The organism is Acinetobacter sp. RW6, assembly GCF_041956835.1.
GTDB classification, from domain to species: domain Bacteria; phylum Pseudomonadota; class Gammaproteobacteria; order Pseudomonadales; family Moraxellaceae; genus Acinetobacter; species Acinetobacter calcoaceticus.
On the sequence record NZ_CP167121.1, the window covers coordinates 3,776,463 to 3,797,479 of the forward strand.

General features: G+C 38.1%; 20 protein-coding genes and 2 pseudogenes. 15 read left to right on the top strand and 7 right to left on the bottom strand.

The genetic code is table 11. The features are described 5' to 3' along the window. Positions 1 to 22: 22 nt before the first annotated feature. The 7 genes from ACB088_RS17850 (at position 23) to ACB088_RS17880 (ending at position 7,161) form a co-directional block, all read left to right on the top strand. Positions 23 to 910 (top strand): metal-dependent hydrolase, encoded by an 888-nt coding sequence (locus tag ACB088_RS17850; protein ID WP_035358234.1) that lies wholly within the window; start codon positions 23 to 25, stop codon positions 908 to 910. A 128-nt stretch (positions 911 to 1,038) separates the two neighbouring features. Next, the gene (locus ACB088_RS17855; RefSeq protein ID WP_003653797.1) at positions 1,039 to 1,629 is read left to right on the top strand and encodes a LemA family protein; all 591 of its coding nucleotides are present in this window, start codon (positions 1,039 to 1,041) and stop codon (positions 1,627 to 1,629) included. 24 nt (positions 1,630 to 1,653) lie between these two features. Next, the gene (locus ACB088_RS17860; protein ID WP_375037608.1) at positions 1,654 to 2,733 is read left to right on the top strand and encodes a TPM domain-containing protein; all 1,080 of its coding nucleotides are present in this window, start codon (positions 1,654 to 1,656) and stop codon (positions 2,731 to 2,733) included. Continuing rightward, on the top strand, positions 2,727 to 3,287 hold the full coding sequence (locus ACB088_RS17865; protein WP_375037609.1) for a TPM domain-containing protein: 561 nt from the start codon (positions 2,727 to 2,729) through the stop codon (positions 3,285 to 3,287). Before ACB088_RS17860 ends, ACB088_RS17865 begins: the two co-directional genes overlap by 7 nt. 341 nt (positions 3,288 to 3,628) lie before the next feature. Continuing rightward, on the top strand, positions 3,629 to 4,060 hold the full coding sequence (locus tag ACB088_RS17870; protein ID WP_375037610.1) for a pilin: 432 nt from the start codon (positions 3,629 to 3,631) through the stop codon (positions 4,058 to 4,060). Between the two features lie 56 nt (positions 4,061 to 4,116). Further along, a complete protein-coding gene (locus ACB088_RS17875) occupies positions 4,117 to 5,427 on the top strand; it encodes an O-antigen ligase family protein (protein ID WP_375037611.1) in 1,311 nt (436 codons plus the stop codon). Positions 5,428 to 5,532: 105 nt separating this feature from the next. Continuing rightward, a complete protein-coding gene (locus ACB088_RS17880) occupies positions 5,533 to 7,161 on the top strand; it encodes a pilin glycosylation ligase domain-containing protein (protein ID WP_375037612.1) in 1,629 nt (542 codons plus the stop codon). A gap of 43 nt (positions 7,162 to 7,204) precedes the next feature. Here the strand turns inward: ACB088_RS17880 and bfr are convergent, their stop codons facing one another. The 7 genes and pseudogenes from bfr to gmk all read right to left on the bottom strand — a co-directional run bounded on the left by bfr (position 7,205) and on the right by gmk (position 12,152). Beyond that, positions 7,205 to 7,669, bottom strand: a complete 465-nt coding sequence (bfr, locus tag ACB088_RS17885; RefSeq protein WP_375037613.1) for a bacterioferritin — start codon at positions 7,667 to 7,669, stop codon at positions 7,205 to 7,207. A gap of 244 nt (positions 7,670 to 7,913) precedes the next feature. Then, positions 7,914 to 8,108 (bottom strand): bacterioferritin-associated ferredoxin, encoded by a 195-nt coding sequence (locus tag ACB088_RS17890; RefSeq protein ID WP_004639703.1) that lies wholly within the window; start codon positions 8,106 to 8,108, stop codon positions 7,914 to 7,916. Positions 8,109 to 8,329: 221 nt separating this feature from the next. Then, positions 8,330 to 8,713: a RidA family protein gene (locus ACB088_RS17895; protein WP_002116996.1), complete on the bottom strand. Its 384-nt coding sequence runs from the start codon at positions 8,711 to 8,713 to the stop codon at positions 8,330 to 8,332. Between the two features lie 143 nt (positions 8,714 to 8,856). Then, positions 8,857 to 10,962: a bifunctional (p)ppGpp synthetase/guanosine-3',5'-bis(diphosphate) 3'-pyrophosphohydrolase gene (locus ACB088_RS17900; protein WP_005038306.1), complete on the bottom strand. Its 2,106-nt coding sequence runs from the start codon at positions 10,960 to 10,962 to the stop codon at positions 8,857 to 8,859. Between the two features lie 39 nt (positions 10,963 to 11,001). Further along, a pseudogene (locus tag ACB088_RS17905) lies at positions 11,002 to 11,091 on the bottom strand (hypothetical protein); the annotation flags it as partial. Between the two features lie 80 nt (positions 11,092 to 11,171). Beyond that, positions 11,172 to 11,450 carry a DNA-directed RNA polymerase subunit omega gene (rpoZ, locus tag ACB088_RS17910; protein ID WP_002116990.1) on the bottom strand — a complete coding sequence of 93 codons (279 nt, stop codon included), beginning with the start codon at positions 11,448 to 11,450 and terminating at the stop codon, positions 11,172 to 11,174. Positions 11,451 to 11,522: 72 nt separating this feature from the next. Continuing rightward, positions 11,523 to 12,152 (bottom strand): guanylate kinase, encoded by a 630-nt coding sequence (gene gmk / locus ACB088_RS17915; protein ID WP_003653783.1) that lies wholly within the window; start codon positions 12,150 to 12,152, stop codon positions 11,523 to 11,525. 122 nt (positions 12,153 to 12,274) lie between these two features. On the opposite strand from gmk, the gene ispH reads away from it, so the two are divergent. The 8 genes and pseudogenes from ispH (at position 12,275) to ACB088_RS17955 (ending at position 21,015) form a co-directional block, all read left to right on the top strand. Continuing rightward, positions 12,275 to 13,225 carry a 4-hydroxy-3-methylbut-2-enyl diphosphate reductase gene (gene ispH, locus ACB088_RS17920; RefSeq protein ID WP_375037614.1) on the top strand — a complete coding sequence of 317 codons (951 nt, stop codon included), beginning with the start codon at positions 12,275 to 12,277 and terminating at the stop codon, positions 13,223 to 13,225. A 172-nt stretch (positions 13,226 to 13,397) separates the two neighbouring features. Next, on the top strand, positions 13,398 to 13,871 hold the full coding sequence (locus tag ACB088_RS17925) for a Tfp pilus assembly protein FimT/FimU (protein WP_375037615.1): 474 nt from the start codon (positions 13,398 to 13,400) through the stop codon (positions 13,869 to 13,871). Then, a pseudogene (pilV, locus tag ACB088_RS17930) lies at positions 13,865 to 14,424 on the top strand (type IV pilus modification protein PilV). The gene ACB088_RS17925 and the pseudogene pilV overlap by 7 nt, the downstream one beginning before the upstream one ends. After that, complete coding sequence (locus tag ACB088_RS17935; protein ID WP_133747425.1) at positions 14,424 to 15,428, top strand: PilW family protein; 1,005 nt, start codon at positions 14,424 to 14,426, stop codon at positions 15,426 to 15,428. The pseudogene pilV and the gene ACB088_RS17935 overlap by 1 nt, the downstream one beginning before the upstream one ends. After that, a complete protein-coding gene (locus tag ACB088_RS17940; protein ID WP_375037616.1) occupies positions 15,425 to 16,234 on the top strand; it encodes a PilX N-terminal domain-containing pilus assembly protein in 810 nt (269 codons plus the stop codon). The genes ACB088_RS17935 and ACB088_RS17940 overlap by 4 nt, the downstream gene beginning before the upstream one ends. Before the next feature lie 11 nt (positions 16,235 to 16,245). Beyond that, positions 16,246 to 20,100 (top strand): PilC/PilY family type IV pilus protein, encoded by a 3,855-nt coding sequence (locus ACB088_RS17945; RefSeq protein WP_375037617.1) that lies wholly within the window; start codon positions 16,246 to 16,248, stop codon positions 20,098 to 20,100. Positions 20,101 to 20,110: 10 nt separating this feature from the next. Next, complete coding sequence (locus ACB088_RS17950) at positions 20,111 to 20,593, top strand: type IV pilin protein (protein WP_133747426.1); 483 nt, start codon at positions 20,111 to 20,113, stop codon at positions 20,591 to 20,593. Then, positions 20,590 to 21,015 carry a type IV pilin protein gene (locus tag ACB088_RS17955; protein WP_375037618.1) on the top strand — a complete coding sequence of 142 codons (426 nt, stop codon included), beginning with the start codon at positions 20,590 to 20,592 and terminating at the stop codon, positions 21,013 to 21,015. Before ACB088_RS17950 ends, ACB088_RS17955 begins: the two co-directional genes overlap by 4 nt. Positions 21,016 to 21,017: the final 2 nt, after the last annotated feature.

Below are 21,017 nucleotides of genomic sequence, written 5' to 3' on the forward strand. Positions count from 1 at the left end.
TTCAATACAATAGGTGTTGAATATGAACATCGCAGGTATGACGGCAGAAAAATCATATTTAAATCGTCGAAAAGCGTTGGGTATTACAGTGCGTCGCCTTGAGTTTAATCCTAAGGCGATCAAGCGGCACTATTTTGCGAATTCTCCTCTTATGTCTCACTTTTTAACTGCACTATCTTCAACGTTTCCTGTAGGAGAGCAGTTTTTCGTAAATAGCGTGCGTAATGTACGTGATAAGGTTTCCGATCCACAATTACAGGCTCAAATTGCCGCTTTTATTGGGCAAGAAGCAATGCATTCTAAAGCTCATGATGAGTTTAATGAAGCTTGGCGGCGTGATGATTATAATCTGGACAGCTTTCAAAACTGGCTAAATCAGCGTGATAAATATTTAAGAACGATTCCTCCTAAACTGCAATTGGCACTTACCTGTGCTTTTGAGCATTTTACTGCTCTACTTGGAGGATATGTTTTACAGCACCCAGAGTTATTAAAAACATTAGATCAAGATGCACTAAAACTTTGGGTATGGCATGCGATTGAAGAAATTGAGCACCGTTCAGTGGCGTTCGATGTCTATCAGCATGTGTATGGGGATGATCGTATTCGCCGCTTACTCATGCGGAGTGTCACGACAGGATTTGCCAGTATCGCTTTTTATGGAACAACCCGCTTATTTTGGCAAGATAAATGGAATAGCTTACCTAAAATCGGAGGTAATTTATTTGGTTTATATTTGCTGGTTAAAATGCTTGTCCAGCTCATGCCGGAATATTTCGCATATTACAAAAAAGATTTCCATCCAAGTCAAAAGGATTATGGCCGTATGGTCGATTACTGGAAAAGTTCTTTGGCAGATGAATATCAAATGGCAAGTTTTCAACAAGAAAAAGACCAACTATTAAGTTAATAAATAACCGGATTGAAAAATCCGGTTTTTAAATCAATAAAATAAAAGCAACACAATAATGCCAAAATCATCATACAATCGAGGAAAGAGGTTAAAAATATAAAGAAAAACTTGAGGATAATGTGACGATGAAAACATTGAAACAACTCGCGATCGCGACGACACTTGCCAGTACCTTATTGTTTTCAGGGTGTGGCTATAACACTTTACAAGTCAAAGATGAAGCAGTAACGGCAGCTTGGTCTGAAGTTCAAAACCAATATCAACGTCGATCAGATTTAGTACCAAACCTTGTGAATGTTGTAAAAGGTTATGCTAAGCATGAAGAACAAGTATTAACCGAGGTTACACAGGCACGTTCGAATGTTGCTGGTTTGAAGGTTGATAAAGAAGTTCTAGAGGACCCGGCTTTACTTGAAAAATACCAACAGGCTCAAAGTCAATTAACAGGGGCTTTATCTCGTCTGATTGCTGTTTCTGAAAATTATCCAGATTTAAAAGCCAATACCCAATTCCAAGAGCTACAAGTTCAACTAGAAGGAACAGAAAACCGTATTGCTGTGGCTCGTAATCGTTATATTACAACAGTGCAAGACTACAATGGATATGTACGCCAGTTCCCGCAAGCAGTGACTGCAAAAGTAATTGGTATGCATCCAAAAGCCAATTTCTCTGCCGAAGCATCTGCACAGCAGGCACCAAAAGTTTCTTTTGATTAATTTTAAGAATCAAAGGAGTGCTGCATGAGAAATAATATATTGCTTCAGCTTAAGCAAATTAAGGTATTTGTTATTACCTTAATTTTGCTCTGTTGCGGTGTTCTTTTTCAGAATGCAGCATGGAGTGAGACTAATATTGCAACTGCTACTGATGAAACTGACACCATTGTAGCGGGCAAAATTATTCAGAAGCAGCAGGCTCAAGCTTCCACTTCTAAAAGTGAACAGTCTGCTTCTGGCGTAGCTCCCCAAGCCCCAGTCGCCAACGATATGGCAGATGGTGAATCGATTCGTGGTTTGCCAACCTTAAATCAGCCTGTTATTGATCAAGCAAATATATTAAGCGAGGCAGAGAAGCAGCAGCTCGACCAAAAAATTCTAAGTTTATATCAACAAGGCAAAGCACAAATCGGTATTGTTATTGTTCCTACAACAGGGCAAGAAGATATCTTTGATTATGCATTGCGTGTAGGTGAAAAATGGCAACTTGGTTCAGCGAAGCGCGATAATGGATTGCTCATTGCGGTTGCGGTAAATGACCGCCGTATACAAATTTTAACCGGTTATGGCTTAGAGGGCGTATTACCAGATATTGTCTCGAGTCGAATTATTAGAAACCAAATCACACCCTATTTTAAACAAGCCCAATATGCTCAAGGTTTAAATGCAGGCATTGATGAAATCGGAAGAATTCTTAATCTTGATCCAGAAGTCGCTCAGCAAGCTGCTCAAGATTTAAAAGAACGACAACACCAAGCCGCAGAAGAGCAACAAGCCAAACAAACAACCCTCACAATGGCTCTATTTATTCTTGTTGCCGGAATTGTAGGGTCATTTATTGTAGGACGACCTCTTAGTGCATCTACTGCGGGCGTTGCTGCTGCGGTAGCAGGTTTTGTAAATGGCGCGGGTCTAGTGACTAGCTTATTACTTGGTTTTGGAATCTTCTTTTTACTCATTACCTCAATTGCTCAACTTATTTTACAGGCCATTTTGAGTGGCTCAGGTGGCGGTGGACGTGGGGGAGGCTTCGGCGGTGGTGGCGGAGGCTATGGTGGCGGCGGAGGTCGTTTTGGCGGTGGAGGTGCTTCAGGCTCATGGTAACAACATCAGAAACAACACAAATTATTACTCAACCTAAAATTGAGGAATCTGTAGAGCCAAGCCTAAAACGTTGGTTTAAACATCTATGCTATTTTCCGGCCAGTAGCCGTTATTTTTCAAAACAAGATAAGCAGACGATTGCTGATGCTGTACAACAAGCAGAACATGGGCATGTTGGAGAAATACAAGTAGTAATAGAAGGCCATATTCCATGTTCACAGGCCTACAGACAAAATACACGTTTAAGGGCACAGCAGTTATTTGCAGAATTAGGTGTTTGGGACACCGCATTAAATAGTGGCGTATTGTTATACCTAAATTTATGTGAACGCACCGTAGAAATCGTATTTGATCGTGGGATTAGAAATGCAACCCAAGATCAGGTCTGGCAGCAGATTTGTGAGTCTATCGTGCAACAACTTAAACAAAAACAGTATCAACAAGCTGTAGTGATTGGTGTTCATCAAATTGGAGAGGTGATGTCACGTTTTTATGATGAAAACATGCCAGATCAATCGAATGAATTGGGAAATGCCCCGATTATTATTAATTAAATTATTGTCTAAAATTTCTATATCTCATAGTTTTTATTTTTTAAAGGTGATTGACAAAAAATGTCACCTATTTATTTATTTTTAAAGAGAATTTATTCACAAAAACAAATATAAACTTTGATAAATTTGGTTTACTTTTTCTGATATGTGATGCATTTTGGTGAAAAGTTATATGACAATTTTTGTCAGTTATTTACAGTGATTTTATATTTAGTAAATTGAAATATTAGTATAAGTTTTTGTTTTATAAATAAAATAAAAGTTGGCATGGATGCTGCAATATAGTTGATAGCTGAAAAAGCTTATATAAAAACATACATACAATCTTTGGGGAAAAGGCTATGAATGCACAAAAAGGTTTTACATTAATTGAACTCATGATCGTGGTTGCCATTATTGGTATTTTGGCGGCAATTGCGATTCCACAGTATAGTAAGTATCAAGCAAAATCTAAATTAACAGCAAGTTTGTCAGAGATTTCAGCAGGTAAAACTGTAGCTGAAGAGCGAATTAATAATGGGGAGGCAGTTACCCTAGCTGATCTTGGCCTTCAGGCAACTACATCAAATTGTAATATTGCTGTAACTGGTTTTGCAGCAGGTAGTGGTGATGGAACTATTGAATGTACAGTTCAAAATACCCCTTCTCAAGTTACAGGTGCAGTAATGACTTGGACAAGAGTTGGTGCAACTGGCATTTGGAGCTGTGAAACTACAGGTATTACAGATACAGATAATAAAACACTTGCTCCTAAAGGATGTGCAGCATCTTAATATTAAAATTAAAAAAGAGAGGTTTAGGCCTCTCTTTTTTATTGAAGAAAGTAAATATGTTAAAAAATAATATGCTATTTACATTAATAGGCATTTATCTTATTGCAGCCATATTAGGGTATCAAATTGGTTGGTCTATTTTTCAATATGATGAGCTCCGCTTATTACAGTTTCCATTAGCTCTATGTGCTTTATTAATTTTAAATTTCAAAAAAAAAATAGAATATTCAATCTTCACTCAAATTACTTTTTTTCTAATTGGTGTATTAGTAACTATACAGATAACAAGTTATAGCATTTTTCAGTTTCAAGAACTTTGGTCGGCGATAACGTTATTATTTATATTGTCTGCTTTAACATGTACATTAAGGAATGTAGGTAATATAGAACATAGAATAGCTTTAATTATAGTTTCATGCTTTATTCCATGTTTATTTATTCTTATTTCTATCACTAATTTTATTTTGTACAAACAATGGTTTGATTGGCAATTTAACTCTGGCACGATCCGAATTTATGACAGCGTTATCGTGCCTATATTCTTTTTTCTAATTTTTTTAAAAAATAAAAACTACCCTTATTTTCATTACTTTTATCCAATTGCTATTTTCTTTTTCGCACTTGCTTGGTTCTTTGATGGTGCCAGATCTGCTTTACTTGCGGTCTTGATAGGATTACTAGTTCTTTTTATATATTCTCAAGAAAATCGAAAATTAGTATTACAAAGTTGTGGTTATATATTCTTAGCTTTTATTATTTACAAAACTACGATTTATTTCATTGATAAAAATACTATGACCGTAATGCGAGCAGGGACATCTATGCGTGCAGAGATGTGGAGTTTTGTTTTTGAGCAATGGAAAGAGCAGCCATGGTCTGGAGTGGGAGGAGGTTATCTCTCAGAAATCAAATATAAATATGGACATCACATACATAACTTATATTTAAGGGGGATTTTTGAATGGGGAATAGTTGGATGTATTTTTTTAGTTTGGATGATATATCAAGTTGTTAGGTTGTTTCGAGATAAGAATGCTTTACCTATTGCAAAAGCTGGTTTAGCTGCAATTTTAGTTGATGCGATGTTCTCAGGAAGTATGGTTTATCCCGCTTCACAAATTGCTTGTGTATTATTTATAGCTTTTACTTTTTCCCAAAGAAAATTATCTTTTAGTTCCAAATTTTCTTTTCTGTCGACAAAAATACTGATCGGTTTATGGGGAGCTATCTTTTTTTACATTACGATCATGTATTTAGGACAAGATTTAATGTGCTGGGGTTGTGGTAGCTATGCTGAAAGAATGGCACCAAATTTCTGGTTTTATGGTGCTGCTGAGCACTTGGTGCCAGCTTCACAAATTCCTTAATTTTTTGAAGTAAATTCTATCAAGATCTTTTCATAGAGACTTCATACATTTTCTTTTAGGCTTCCATGTATAATTCTCTCCAGTTTTGGTCTCTAACCTCTCACTATGCAAGTATTCTTCCTATTCCTCGCTGCAATCCTGTTGGGTTTTGCATGGTTGTCTCCATTTCACTATAGCCCTTGGGTCATGTTCTCGAGTGAAGTGAGTACTTTTGGGGCTGGGTTATGCGTATTAGCCGCTCTAATTCAGCAAAATATTAAAATTCCTAGAGCACAACTATTGTTGTTGCCATTTACTTTAATTCCAATAGTACAGTGGGGTTTTGGTTTAGTTTTTGATCTGAGCACAGCCTTATTGAGTTCATTTTACTTGCTAGGTTTTTGGTTTATGGTCTTAGCTGGTTACAACCTGTCTTTAGATCAACAAAAGCGAGATCAAATCTTTTCGGGTTTTAGCTTACTCGTAATTATTGTATCCCTTGCCACTAGCTTCATTGCAATTTGCCAATGGTTGAATATCGAGTCTCATATTCCGTATGTGCTTAAGTTGCTGGGTAATCGTCCTTACGGTAATTTTGGTCAACCCAATAATATGGCGACCTTTTTAATTATTGGATTATTAGGGTGTTTGTATTTATATGAAAAGAACAAAGTAACTATCTGGTTGTTATTGCCTTCAGCGCTCATTATTTTATTTACGGTTGCATTGAGTCAGTCACGAACTTCATGGATAGTTTTTCCATTTTTACTCATCTATTGGATGATTAAGCAGTTTAAAAAGCAAAAAAGATTTGGACTTGCTCAAGGCTTTTTGTGGTGCTTAACATTTTTTTTAATTGCTGGCTTAATCTTACCTTATATCACTCAATTCATCGAATTCTCTACAAATACAGAGATTACTGAAACGAGTACGTTTGTTGCTCGGGCAGGTTCGGGGCATGAGCGTGTAGGTATGTGGATACAAATATTGCATGCTATAGCTCAGCAACCATGGGCTGGGTATGGGTGGAGCCAAACTAGTGTTGCTGTAGTCGATAGTATTCAATATGGAACTGTACATGTATGGTTTAATAGCGCCCATAATGTACTGCTTGATTTAATTGTCTGGAATGGTATTCCATTAGCTGCTGTAATCATTGCTTACTTTGCGTGTTGGTTCCTTTGGTTAAATCAACAGGCTAAAGAAACCATCTCAATTATAGCGATTATGATGGTGTGTGCGGTGTTTATTCATGCCATGTTCGAGTTCCCACAGCGCTATGCTTATTTCTTGCTTACCTGTGGTTTTTTACTTGGTATTGTTCAGGCGCAGACTCCAGTACTCAAAGGAGTTGTACTTAATAAGCAACTTTTTCGCTTAATATGGATAGTTAGTTTACTGCTTATTATTGCGATTTTACGTGATTACAATGTCTATGTTCTGAATAGTAATTTACTTTATAAGAATAAAAAGCCAAATGCAGAGTTCATGGGAAGCAGTAAAATTTTTGTTTTAACGCAGTTTGAAGAGCGTTTAAAATGGATTGAACTTAATCCAGAAACTAAATTACCTGAAGCTGATTTAGTTAAGTGGGGAAATTCAGTAAAGAATAAAGCAACCCCATATAATTTACGTAAATATGCAAAATTGCTGGCTTATAATGGAAAAATAGAGCAAGCACAGCACCAAATATTAATTTTAAAGCATCTCTATAAGCAAAAAATAACGCTACCAGATTTATTAAAAGAAAAGTAATAAAAAAATCCCCTTGTACTCAAGGGGATTTTTTTATGAGAAATTACATCTGAATCTGGATGTAATTTTCAATGCCAACGCTGCCGATAAGGTCAATCTGAGTATCTAACCAGTCCCAATATTCTTCTTCTTTTTCTAAAATTTCTTGAACGAGATCACGAGTCACATAGTCTTGCTCAGTTTCAGCTAAAGCTACTGCTTGCTGAATCGCTTCTATATTTTCTTTCACTTTACGAATGTCACAGTGTAGAACTTCTTCTGTGTGTTGACCAATGTAAAGTTTACCTAAATGCTGAAGATTAGGTAGGCCTTCTAAAAACAAAATACGTTCAATAATTTTGTCTGCATGCTTCATTTGACGAATTGATTCTTTATATTCGGCAGAACCGAGCTGCTCAATTCCCCAATCATTAAACATGCGTGAATGCAAAAAGTATTGATTAATTGCAGTTAAATGATGATACAGCACTTGGTTAAGCTGATTAATGACATCACGATTGCCTTTCATTGTAGCTACTCCAAAACAATTTCTGCCTTAATCCAATTAAGGCAATCTATAAAACCATTTTAGTGAACAATCATGGATATGGCGAGTAGTTTATGGAACAGCAAATGAAAATCGCAATCAAAAACAACACAATATTAGTAAAGGAGAGTTTCCTGCCAAAAAAAACCGCTTGAATGAGGAACTATTAACGTTCCGCAAAAAGCGGTGGAGGAGCTAATAAATACGGTTAAATGTTTATAATTTTTTACGCAGCTACGGAAATACGAGCAGCGATTTCTGATAATTCTTCACTAATAATAGCACGTGCTTCTGGTGCACAGCGTCCACAGCAAGTACCGAGATCAAGCAAGTCACGAATTTCGCGATAGCTTTCAGCGCCATTTTCAACAGCGTCTTTAATATCTTGATCGGTAATGCCACGACACAAGCAAACGTACATGGGAGTGATCCCCAAATATAAATGCGATAATTGATATTATTGATAATTATTATCGTTTGTCAATGAAATTCATTTAAAATCTCATTTTATTATTATTGGGATTTTGGATAAAAAAATACCACCTGAGCGGAAATCTGAGTAGTGTTCAGATTTTGCGCAAGGGTGGTACCTAATTTAGAGCTAAATATTTTTTTAATTTCGAGTGTTTAATATTTTGTATCTTATTGATTGATAATAACAATACCATCCATCTCTACTAATGCACCTTTAGGTAGACTAGCTACACCTAATGCTGCACGGGCAGGATACGGTTGAGCAAAATATTCACCCATAATTTGGTTTACAAGTTGGAAATTTGATAAATCGGTTAGGAAAATATTAAGTTTGGCAATGTCTGCAAGTGAACCACCAGCAGCTTCACAAACCGCTTTTAAATTATCAAATACACGGCGAATTTGAGCTTCGATACCTTCTACAAGTTCCATACTGTATGGGTCTAAACCAATTTGTCCTGATAGATATAGCGTATTGTCTACTAAAATAGCTTGAGAGTATGTGCCGATAGCAGCAGGGGCATTTTCAGTATGAATCACTTGGCGGGACATTTGGTTCTCCTTGATTAAATCTCTTTCCATCATAATCGATGATAGGTTTGGACAAAAGTATCATCGATTTAATTGATTAAGTGGATTTGGAAAGTTTGATTTTGTTAAAGAAACATAAACCTGACCAATAGCTCTTGTAAAGATTAGCTTACTTTGGAAACTTCCATTTGGGGGTTAGCAGCATCCAAACGTTCAATACGCGGGAAACCATAATGCATACGTAAGTCGCGGATGACTTTTGCAATATGTTTACGGTTGTTGACTACAATATTAACAAAAGTTCTTTGCTCATTTGAATGAACCATCTCTACCCCAGCATTATTTTTACGACATTGATAGATCAGGTCTGATACCTGTTCATCATTCATTGCCATATCTATAGCGAGGTAGGCGGTAAAACGTACATCATCTACATCATCTGCTTTCCATTGAAGCGGCATAATATTTTCAGGATGTAGATGTTGTTCATGTAGCAAGTTATGACAACGGATGCGATGCACAATTAACCCACGACGTGTTAAGTGCCCTTGAATTGGGTCACCTAAAACTGGATTGCAGCAATGCGCATATTTAACGTCGATACCTTCGGTACTCTGAATAAGTCGATCTGAGTTTTCTACTTGAGGGTGTTTGTCATGAGCAAATAGGTGATTAGCCACAAGTTGAGGAAGTAAGTCACCAACCGCAATTTGTTCAAACAATGTATTCTTGTTATCGATGTGACGCCACTGCAGTAAATCTAACCAGTCAGCATCAGAGAGATCGCTGATTGAACGATTGAAAAGTTTTAATGCGCGGGAAAGTGCTTGCTCACCGACAAGACGCTGTTCTTCAATCTCTTGATCTTTAAGAACATGTTGTAAAGCACGACGGGCTTTTTGCGTATTAATAAAGCTTAACCAGTCTGGATTTGGTGTTGCTAAAACATCCGTAATAACTTCGATAACCTGACCGCTAATTAATGGTGTAGATAATGGTTTAATCTCACCATCCACTTTTGCACCAACTGCATGGTTACCTAAAAATAAACTTGCTGAATATGCAAAATCAACTACGGTAGCACCTTGTGGTAACTCATGGAGTTGACCATGTGGTGTGTAAACCCAAATTTTTTCTTGATGTAAGTAATCTAATAAATCATTGAAGGTTGTTTTTGCACATTCTCCATCGATAAGCGTATTCAGGTTTTGCATAGAGGCCTGAATGGCTGAGCGACAAGTTTGTGGTGCATTTTCACCGAGCACTACCCCAAAACGGGCGGCTTTACGCATAAGTTCGGTTTGAATGGTAAGGGATAGTGTAGTTTTTTCGCCTTTAAGTTTAATCAGTAAAGATTGGTTGCCTCCAGGTAACGGACGACGGATATGGTCCTGATATTGAATCACCTGAAAATTTTCTCTTAAGGCATCAACTAAGCGGTCACAGTCAGCAATTGTTTGTAAAACGATTTCAAAAGCATGGCTATGGGTAAGCTCTTGTAGATCCATCTCATTTTTAACGAAATGGCGTAATAATTCGATATTGTTATTTTTCTTTTTAATGCGACCTTGAATATGATAGTTATGGAGAAGTTCAGCGAGGTTTTGTTCCCAAATACTTTGATATTTACATCGCTCTGGTTTGGTTTGACGTAGTGCATTTTGCACGTTATCAAACATATCAAGATCAAGATTTTGATAACAAAGATTTTCTAGATTATCGCCCATTTCGTTCATGCCGACTAATCTTGCCATTGGCACAAAGATATCAAGAGTTTCTTGAGCAATACGGGCGCGTTTATCTGGACGTAAAGCACCTAGAGTTGTCATATTATGATAGCGATCGGCTAATTTAATAATAATGACACGTGGGTCCTGTAGGGTCGCTTGCAAGATTTTTCGGAATGAGGCGGCCTTGTTATATTCTTTATCACTTGACTGGCTAAGTTTGGTTACACCGTCAACTAGCTCGGCAACTGTCAGACCAAACTTTTCAGTAATATCTTCTTTTGTATATTGAGTGTCTTCAATAACATCATGCAAAAGTGCTGCCATTAAAGTTTCAGCATCTAAACGCATGTTCGCAAGAATGCAGCTGACAGCAATTGGATGCAGAATGTAAGGTTCACCACTTTTACGTGTAATGCCAGTATGCGCTAGATCGGCAAAATCACAGGCAGCAAGCACTTTCTCGACCTCACTTACCGATAAGTAAGGGTCGATAATCAATTTAAGCTGTTGCTTGGCTTGGCTGACCTCTTCGCCTGGCATAAATCACCCTTTTTCCTAATGCTGAGAAACTAAATCTATCTACTTCTTAATGAAAAGCATATTGCGGAACTTGTCAATTTTTTCATTTGAAAAAGTGTATTTTTTTTTCAATGAAAATAATTGCTTTTTTCAATATCTTTAAATTCAAGACAAAGCCAAATAAAAAACCACCGCAGAAAAACGATGGTTTTTTTATGAAACAGAATTAATTAGAAAGAAAAACCTTCTAAATTCAAACTGTTTGTAGAAAGAGCAAGATCAAGACTAGAAGTTTGATAATCTTGTTCACGTTGTTTAAGAATTTCTTTCGTAACGTGTCCTGCCGCGATTTCGCGCAAAGAAACTACAGTCGGTTTGTCGTTATCCCATTCTACAGTTGGCTCCATGCCTTGACGTGCCAATTGACGAGCACGTTTACTTGCAACGAGCACAAGCTCAAAACGGTTGTCTACATGATCTAAACAATCTTCAACGGTGACGCGTGCCATAAAAGTTCTCGTTTTGGAATGGTGAATTTGAACAGACTAAACAGTATAAAAGGCTTTCGATCCAGACTCAAGTTATTCCTGTTTTGGTTGAGGAGTAATCAAGTCTTGAATTAATGTTTGATGACGTTTTGCTTGCTGAGATAACACTAAACGGTTTGCTGTAATCACAGCTTCAAGCTCATGTAAGGCTTTATTAAAATCATCATTAATAATGATGTAATCAAAGTTCGTGTAATGCTGCATATCTTCAACTGCACAGCTTAAACGATGTTCAATGACGTCAACTGAGTCAGTGCCGCGATTAGATAAACGCTGACGTAGGTCAAACTGTGTTGGCGGTAAAATAAAGATTTGCTTGGATTCAGGAAAAAGTTTGCGTACTTGCTCTGCACCTTGCCAATCAATTTCAAGTAGAACATCGTGCCCTTGAGCTAACTGTTGTTTTACAGTTGCTTGAGAAGTGCCATAGTAATTACCAAATACTTCAGCGTATTCGATAAAGCCTTCATGGTTTACTTGGTCTAGAAAGTCATCTTTTGTAGTGAAGTGATAGTGAACACCATCTAACTCACCAGGACGTTGACCTCGGGTAGTATGCGAGACTGAAACATGTAAATTGCTTACACGGTCAAGCAGGGCTTTCACCAAAGATGTTTTGCCTGTTCCTGATGCAGCAGAAACGACAAACAATAGACCCGACATGATATTTTTCCTGATATGATAAAATATCTTCGCTATTGTAGTGTACCGTGCGTTTAAACTGAATAGTTTTAATTGCAAATATTCAAGAGAAATTCCCCTGTTTTATTAATTTTGAGGCTGTTATGGAAATTGTGTTAGCTAATCCGCGTGGTTTTTGTGCCGGTGTTGATCGAGCCATAGCAATCGTCAATCGGGCTTTAGAATGTTTTAATCCTCCTATTTATGTACGTCATGAAGTTGTACACAATAAATTTGTGGTAGATGACTTACGTCAAAGAGGCGCAGTTTTTGTTGATGAACTAGATCAGGTTCCGGATGACTCAATTGTAATTTTTAGTGCGCACGGTGTTTCAAAAGCCGTTCAACAAGAAGCTGAGCGCCGAGGTTTAAAAGTTTTTGATGCAACTTGTCCTTTGGTTACCAAAGTTCATATTGAAGTGACTAAATATGCACGTGAAGGTACTGAAGCAATTTTAATTGGTCATGAAGGACACCCTGAAGTTGAAGGGACAATGGGCCAATATGACAAATTGAAAGGTGGTGACATTTATTTGGTTGAAGATGAAGCTGATGTTGCAGCACTTGCAGTAAGACACCCTGAAAAACTTGCATTTGTAACTCAAACAACTTTATCAATTGATGATACGGCTAAAGTTATTGATGCTTTGCGTGCAAAATTTCCTCATATTCAAGGGCCACGTAAAGACGATATTTGCTACGCAACTCAAAACAGACAGGATGCTGTACGTGACTTGGCCGAACAGTGTGATGTTGTATTGGTCGTAGGTTCACCTAATTCATCAAATTCAAATCGTTTGCGCGAGCTTGCAGAGCGTATGGGCAAAGTAGCTTACCTTGTAGATAATGCTGATCAGTTAGAACAGTCATGGTTCAATGATACTTGCAAAATTGGTGTGACAGCGGGTGCTTCAGCGCCGGAAATTCTGATTAAGCAAGTGATTCAACGTTTACAAGACTGGGGAGCGCAAGCACCTAAAGAATTAGATGGGCGTGAAGAGAACATAACCTTTAGTCTTCCTAAAGAATTACGCATTCACGTGACTCAAGCTTAAAGTGTGACTTATTTAACATACTGATTTTAAAATAGTAAAACAGATAATTGTTGATATGACAGTTATCTGTTTTTTTATACCCTTTATCTGCTTTGTATTTGTTTTGTAAATATAAAAAGTAAAATTTAAATAATAAATAAAAAATTTTTAAGTTTATTTGGGGTTTCTAGGGATGAGGGGAATTATTCCGCAAGAAGGGTTCACCTTGGTTGAGCTTATGGTGACGATTGCAGTAATGGCTATTATTACGATGATGGCTGCGCCGTCTATGTCGAATCTATTAGAAGGCAAACGACTAGATGGAAATCAACGAGACCTAATCAATACTTTGTCGGAAGCGAAGAGCCAAGCAATACTTGGTCGACAAGATGTATCTATTAATCTGAATTCAACAGCCTCAAATACACCAACTTCTTTCAATTGGAAAGCAGCTTCCAATAGCACTCTTGAGCTCAAAAATGTAGCTGCTGATGGTACACAGAGTTCATTAACAGCGACGACTTTAACTTTTAATGCGAATGGAGTGGTAAGTAATATTACCCAAGATACACTTTTATCTATTTGTAATTCAAAAATAAATAAAAAGAAAATTCTTATTTTAACAAAGCTTGGCACATTAATTTTTAAAGCTGAGGAGACATGTTAATGCGGAGCTCTAAGCAAAAAGCTCAAACTGGGGTTGGTTTATTAGAAGTGTTGGTCGCTTTAATTTTACTTGCAATAGGAGTTTTAGGATATGTTGCCTTGCAAGTTCGGGCTATGGATGCTTCTTCAGAAGCATTAAGTAAGTCTCAAGCTATTATGATTATGAGAGGATTAGCAGAAAATATTCGCGTAAATAGTTCTCAGGCTAGTCAATATCCTTTATTTGTTCGTGGTTATAGCAATTATTCATCTACCACCGCTGCTCCTACGTTGTGTTTCAATACCGCTTGTACGCCTTCCCAACTTGCTCAATTTGATGCGTATCAAGCAGCGAGAAATGCTGATCAACTTGGCATGAAAATCACAATGACAAATTGCCCTGGGGTTACAAGCACAATGGCTCAGCAGAGGCAGTGTTTGTTTGTTTTTTGGGAAAAACTTCTCCAATAATTACAACCAATGGGGGAGTTACCAGCGCAGATGTATCGAGCTGTATGAGTACAAATGGTGTTTATGCCAATAGTTCAAATTGCCTAATGATGGAGGCATATTAATGGCTCACTCATTTGTATTATGGAAGCAGCGAGGCTTTACATTAATTGAGCTTATGGTCGCATTGGCTTTAGGCCTCATTCTGGTGGCCGCGGCGACTCAATTATTTATTGGCGGACTTCTATCTAGTCGTCTACAAAAAGCAAATGCTGAAATACAAGATAGCGGTATTTTTGGTTTGGAATATATCGCACGTGATATACGTCTTCTAAATTATGGAAATGTGAATAACCCGATATTAACTGATACTACCCCTTGGGGGGGTGTTGTATTAACTGGTTCAACAGCAACCAACAATGACAGTGTTAATTTTGTTCCTAATGTTGGAGCAAATACTTATATTGCTGACACATTACTAAGTCGTGGTGCTGGAGATACGGTGAGTACTGTTAGTAATCACTGGAAAGGTCTTTCAAATATACAGAATAGTTCAAATGCTGCTGTGCAAAGTGATCAGCTGACTATTCAATTTATTGCTCCTACTAATATGACCAATTGTGAGGGTGTGAATGTACTTGCAGGGGATTTAATTGTAGAGCGTTATTTCTTACGTCTGGATAGTAATGGCAGTTCTCAGCAAGATTATGCACTTGCATGTGATGCAAATACGCCTTCTACTGTAGCAGCTGCAGCTCAACCTACCACTATTGATGGGTTGGGTGACGCTGGTCAAATCGTATTGCCGCGTATTGATCATTTTCATGTGCTATTTGGTGCAAAAAATGCGGCTGGCAATTTTGCTTATTATACGATTCCCCAATATCGGGCTGCTGCACAGGCTGCTCGAGATGCCACACCATCTGTGACGGCGCCGCGAATTCTTTCAATACAAATATCGGTACTAGCCCGTTCTACTAATAATGCTCAAAACAAAGCAATAGATCCCGCGCAATCTTTTCTTATGTTAGACCAAACCGTGCATGCTTCTGACACTACAACTCGATTCTTACGCCGAGTTTATAACGTAACAATTGCTCTACGCAATGCGATGGGGGAAAGTCTATGACCCATTTCATTCATAATAGTAAATCTAAGGAAAAAGGGGCAACCCTTATTGTTGTGCTTATTATTTTATTGGTTGTTATTTCTGTAGGTGTTTTAGCAATAAGAGTGGCTATTGTTTCTTTAAAAGTTGCTACGAATAGCCAAGTCAGCCAATTAAATTTTCAGTCATCTGACACACCTTTAGAACTTATTGTGCAGATGAATCCTACCACCCTAACTAATATCACTAATGTGATTGGCGCTGCGCTCAAAGAACACGAAAGTAACCCTGGTGCAGAATACAACTTCTGTTATAAACCTGTTTCTACGTTTACAAATTTTGCTCAGACTCGCGGCGCAAGTTTACTTCGGGCAGGAAGTGCTAATAATGCAGTCGTCGAAGATGGCGGGGTGGCTGGTTTTTGTGATTTAACAAGTGACTATGGAAGTAATCGTCAAGCTGTAGTTACCCAAGTTGCTGTAAGTATTCCAACAGATGCTGCAAGTGATATTCCAGGTTCAAATTTACCACGAGGAACAAACACCTCTGAGGGCACTCAACTACCTAAAAGTATGCTGTCTACACAACGTATTCGAGTGATTACAACAGCTTTTTTACCGGCCTATGCATCTACTTCTATAGAAACTTTACAAAGTGAGTGCTTAAGCACGAGTTCAGCAAAAATTAGTGACAATTTTGATACCGCTTTAACAGCTAAGCAAACATTAGCGGAGTGTTTGGCAAATCATAACGTACCTTTTAGTACTCAAGTTCAAGAATTTAACTATACCAATAAGCTCACTCAAATTACGGCACCAGGTTCATAACGGGGAATATCGTGAAACTAAAATTGAAGAATTTTAAGCCAAATAATTTATGGTATGCCATCTGTTCGAGTTCGCTTGCTTTTACATGGTTGGTGACAAGCTCCGTCGTGCAGGCGAGTGATTTACAAATTTATGCTTCACCTACGGCTGGTAAAAAAACGATTGTAATGATGTTGGATACTTCGGGGAGTATGACGTCTAATAGTTATAACGAAAATCGTTTAGCTATGCTTAAAAATGGTATGAATGCTTTTTTAGCCAGTAATAATCCTATTTTAAATGATACTCGTGTGGGCTTAGGTAATTTCTCTGCAAATGGTGATAGTCGAAGTGGGCAAATTTTGGTGGCTGCTGCTCCCTTAGGAGGTGCAAGTACTTTAAATACGGTGGGGTCTCAGCGTTATAAATTAAAACAGGCAGTTGCAAATTTATCTGCTGGTGGGTCAACGCCTTCAGCACATGCTTATGCAGAAGCTGCTGCTTATTTAATGGGTACATCGACCTATTCAGAGGCGAATTATGCTATTCGGAAAGATAGTTATATAAAGCGTGTGCGAAAATCAGATAATAGAACGGAATACTCATATTGTACGAATTATCGTGATTCACAAATTGATACGGCAAATCTATGGCAGCCTTGTCGCTCTAGTAGTTATTGGAGTAGCTGGTCAACCTCTAATCCGGGTGTAAATACGGCAACTGCTTATGATACTTCGTCTGATTTAACCTATTCCTATACTTATTACTACACCACTTTTAATTACGCTATAGCAAATGCAGATAGTGGTGTTCCAAAATCAAAAACAAATGATACGACAAGCAATCCGAATATTGTTTTAGATAGAAATGCTTCTAACTTAAACGCCATTTATCAATCTCCTTTGCCTGCAGTGGCTAATCGTCAAAGTTGTGATGGACAGGGTATTTACTTTTTATCAGATGGTGAGCCGAACAATACAACAAATACACGTTCGGCAACTGTAATGTCGACGGCCTTAGGTAGTACTTTGGGAGCAGATTTTAATTGCTCTGGAGGGCTTTCTAATACTTCATCAGATTCTGGTTGGGCTTGTATGGGGGAATTTGCGAAACGACTATTTGATAAAACAAAAAACCCTGCTGGAGTTTCTATTCAAACAGCATTTGTTGGTTTTGGTAGTGATTTTTCTAGCTTAAGTTCTTCGGATGTAAAAAATGCTTGCCGTTTAAGTTCGAGAACTCAGTCTGACCGAAAAGGAGATGATGCGTGTTCACCGAATCAGGCCACAAATGCGGTAGCGACACCTGGTTATGGGAATGGTGGTTTTTTTCCTACTCAGAGTTCACAAGGGGTAACAGACAGCGTTATCGCATTTATTAATAACTTAGATAAAGTTCCTTTAGAACCCTTAACCACAGGTGCTATCTCAGTTCCTTATGATGCATTAAATCCTAAAAATTTACAGGAATATGGTTACTTACGTGCTTTTGAGCCAAATCCGGCTAACACATACTTAACATGGCGTGGAAATTTAAAGAAATATCATGTTGTTTTATCTGGGGCCAATGCTGGTGCTTTTGAGGCCAATACTGGCGGATTAGTTTACAATGCAAGTGGGGCTTTTAGGACTGGAACAAAAGACTATTGGAATAGCTCTACTTATAATGACGGAGGTAATGTCTTTTTAGGTGGTTCATATACAAAAGTTCCTTTACCAATTGCTGGACAAAATGAAACACGTGATGCAGAAGGAAATATCACAAAATATTATTACGCAATACAAAGTAAAATTCGCAACTTATTTACTGATGTTTCCGCCGTTGCAGCGGATGGTAGCTTAACGAAAATATCGACTTCTGGAACTAATTTGCTAAGAATTCCTGCTGCTCCACCAGAAGGAACTAATCCTTTTGATAGTGTGGCTAATACAGCAAATTATGTTTTAGGAAAATTAAATGCATCAACTGGACAAGATATTTTAAAAGCTTTCCCAATTAGCTTGAAATTAAAAATATTAAATTATCTAGGTTACTCCACTGATATTAGCGCTACGACTTTACCTTCGTCATTAGTTACATCGAATGAACCATATTTATCGATGGGTGGTAGTATTCACTCTTTACCAGTACAGCTTACCTATAATGGAACATTAGATGAAAATGGGAATTTAACATCTGCGCGTGAACAATCCATTCTCTATGGAACGATGGAAGGCGGCCTGCATATTGTGGATGCCTCAACTGGTGTAGAACAAATGGCTTTTGTTCCCGCCGATATATTAAATGATCCAGTTGCATCAAAAGCTTTAGTGGTTGGCCAAAGTGATGTCACAGCTCCTGCTCACGGTATGGATGGGGCTTGGGTATCTGACCCTGCATATAGTATTACTACAACGGGAAGCGGTAGCTCAGCAGTATCAAAAGTAACTGCAAAGCAAATGAATATTTATGGTGGCATGCGAATGGGTGGCAGCAGTTATTATGGCTTAAATGTCTTAAATCCTGCCTCACCAAAGCTCCTGTTTAGAGTTGGTGCAGACCAAACTGATTATAGTCGTATGGGGCAGAGTTGGTCTAAACCTGTGCTTGCAAATATACGTTATAACGGGGTGATTAAACGGGTTATGATTGTTGGTGGTGGCTACGACCAATGTTATGAGAACCCAAATATTACCTTGAGCAACTCTTGCTTTACGAATGGAAAAGCAAAAGGGAATGCTGTTTATATTATTGATGCTAAAACTGGGGAACGCTTATGGTGGACTAGTGATACAGGCTCTAATATAGATAACTCTAATATGAAGCACAGTATTGTTAGTCGCATTAGTACCTTAGATCGAGATGCTGATGGTTTGGTAGACCATTTATATTTCGGTGATTTAGGCGGACAAGTCTTCCGTATCGATCTTAATAATAACCAGACAAAAACAAATTCAACTTATAGCAGTTTCGGTATTCGAGTTGTTCGATTAGCCAATTTAGCAACGAATGACTCAACTTATGATGCCTCGAACGACTATACCGCTGGGAATGCGCCGCGTTTTTATGAACCGCCAACAGTGACAATTCACGATTATGGAATCCGCACTTTTATTACTGTAGGTATTGTTTCAGGTGACCGTAGTACGCCTTTAGATGTTTATCCGCTTACAGGACGTGAGGGGATGTCACCTAGCACGGCATTAAGCGGAAGACCTGTAAACAACGTCTATGGAATTATCGATAAAGACTTTATTAAAAAGAATTTAATGTCTTTGACTGATAGCCAACTTGAAACAAAAGATATTACTCGATCGACGCTTCGAAAAAATCCACAAATTTTACGATCTGGAGAAACACGAGTAGCACAGATTTTCTTTCCCAACACTGGGGCGGGACAAAATGGTTGGTATCGTTCACTTTCTAGTATGAGCGATGGTACCGAGAAAGCTAATAATAGTTTCCGTATTAAAGGTGGGCTAAAAGCTTTTGAAGAGCCTATGGCAATTACAGGGACTTTAATTGTGCCTGTTTATGACCCGCAGGGAACAGGTATTGTAGCGGCAGACCCATGTTTACCCCGTGTAGTAGGTGAAACTGACCAGCAGACGTTCTGTTTACCATTTGGCGCCTGCCTTAATTCTGATGGGTCAATCGATCAAAATAAAGAAAATGGAAGTGGGTTTAAAACACAAACTGGTACTAATTGCCCAGTAGGAGCCTCTGAATGTAATAAAGACGTTATTGGCTCCGGTATTCGCGGCATAGCATTTGTTCCAAAAAGAGATGAACCTCCAGTGACTAATAGTTGTGGCAAATTACAACTGTCTGGAAACGAGAGTGGAACGGGCGAATGGCAGTGTACAAGCTACTTAGTTCCTGCGCGTTGGTATGAGCGTTATCGCTAAGGGATGACTGATGAATAAATATTATATTCTGCGGTTTAATCAGGGAGTTACTTTGATTGAACTTATGGTTGTCATCGTGATTGTCGCTATTTTTGCTTCGATTGCTATCCCTTCATATCAAGGCTATACCCGTAGAGCGACTGCCTCTGCTGCTAAAGGTGAAATTCTAAAATTGGCAGAACAATTGGAACGGCATAAATCCAAGAACTTTACCTATAGAGGATTTACCACCACATCTGTAACGTTGCCACGGGGTGGTTATACGATTGAAATTAGTGATGACACAACAGCAGGAAATTTATTGACGAATGGTGCTGCAAATGGGCAGACATGGGTCATTAAAGCGACAACAACAGATTCAAGAAACTTTAATTTTATTGCTAAGAATTCAGGTTTGCGTTGCCAAAGTTTAACAGCTACGGCTGTTGATAATGACTGTGGTGGAACAGTCACTTGCAATGTATGTGAAACAAATAGTGAGAATTGGCAATGAAGAATGGTTTTACCTTAATAGAACTCATGATTGTAGTAGCAATAATTACAATTTTAGCAGCTATAGCGACACCTTCATATTTGCAATATTTACGTAAAGGGCATCGTACAGCTGTTCAATCTGAAATGATGAATATTGCCCAAACATTAGAATCAGAAAAAATAGTTCACAATCGTTATCCATCGAATGCGACTATTACATCGATTTATGGTTCTAGTGTAAGTCCTCAACAAGGTCAAGCCTTATATACCTTAGCTTTTGCTAACATAAATGATTCAAGTTGGGTGTTAACGGCTACGCCTATTTCTACTACTTCTCAAGCTGGTGATGGGATCATTTGTCTTAATGATCAAGGACAAAAATTTTGGGCAAAAGGTGCAACTAATTGTGCGTTATCTGCCGCATCAAATTGGCTACAGTAGTT

Coding starts and splice junctions, on each gene's coding strand:
- ACB088_RS17850 (WP_035358234.1), top strand. CDS start 23: ATGAACATCGCAGGTATGACGGCAGAAAAATCATATTTAAATCGTCGA.
- ACB088_RS17875 (WP_375037611.1), top strand. CDS start 4,117: ATGTTAAAAAATAATATGCTATTTACATTAATAGGCATTTATCTTATT.
- bfr (WP_375037613.1), bottom strand. CDS start 7,669: ATGAAAGGCAATCGTGATGTCATTAATCAGCTTAACCAAGTGCTGTAT.
- ACB088_RS17935 (WP_133747425.1), top strand. CDS start 14,424: ATGGCTCACTCATTTGTATTATGGAAGCAGCGAGGCTTTACATTAATT.
- ACB088_RS17940 (WP_375037616.1), top strand. CDS start 15,425: ATGACCCATTTCATTCATAATAGTAAATCTAAGGAAAAAGGGGCAACC.
- ACB088_RS17925 (WP_375037615.1), top strand. CDS start 13,398: ATGAGGGGAATTATTCCGCAAGAAGGGTTCACCTTGGTTGAGCTTATG.
- ACB088_RS17860 (WP_375037608.1), top strand. CDS start 1,654: ATGAGAAATAATATATTGCTTCAGCTTAAGCAAATTAAGGTATTTGTT.
- ACB088_RS17855 (WP_003653797.1), top strand. CDS start 1,039: ATGAAAACATTGAAACAACTCGCGATCGCGACGACACTTGCCAGTACC.
- ACB088_RS17880 (WP_375037612.1), top strand. CDS start 5,533: ATGCAAGTATTCTTCCTATTCCTCGCTGCAATCCTGTTGGGTTTTGCA.
- gmk (WP_003653783.1), bottom strand. CDS start 12,152: ATGTCGGGTCTATTGTTTGTCGTTTCTGCTGCATCAGGAACAGGCAAA.
- rpoZ (WP_002116990.1), bottom strand. CDS start 11,450: ATGGCACGCGTCACCGTTGAAGATTGTTTAGATCATGTAGACAACCGT.
- ACB088_RS17900 (WP_005038306.1), bottom strand. CDS start 10,962: ATGCCAGGCGAAGAGGTCAGCCAAGCCAAGCAACAGCTTAAATTGATT.
- ACB088_RS17870 (WP_375037610.1), top strand. CDS start 3,629: ATGAATGCACAAAAAGGTTTTACATTAATTGAACTCATGATCGTGGTT.
- ACB088_RS17895 (WP_002116996.1), bottom strand. CDS start 8,713: ATGTCCCGCCAAGTGATTCATACTGAAAATGCCCCTGCTGCTATCGGC.
- ACB088_RS17865 (WP_375037609.1), top strand. CDS start 2,727: ATGGTAACAACATCAGAAACAACACAAATTATTACTCAACCTAAAATT.
- ACB088_RS17955 (WP_375037618.1), top strand. CDS start 20,590: ATGAAGAATGGTTTTACCTTAATAGAACTCATGATTGTAGTAGCAATA.
- ACB088_RS17950 (WP_133747426.1), top strand. CDS start 20,111: ATGAATAAATATTATATTCTGCGGTTTAATCAGGGAGTTACTTTGATT.
- ACB088_RS17890 (WP_004639703.1), bottom strand. CDS start 8,108: ATGTACGTTTGCTTGTGTCGTGGCATTACCGATCAAGATATTAAAGAC.
- ispH (WP_375037614.1), top strand. CDS start 12,275: ATGGAAATTGTGTTAGCTAATCCGCGTGGTTTTTGTGCCGGTGTTGAT.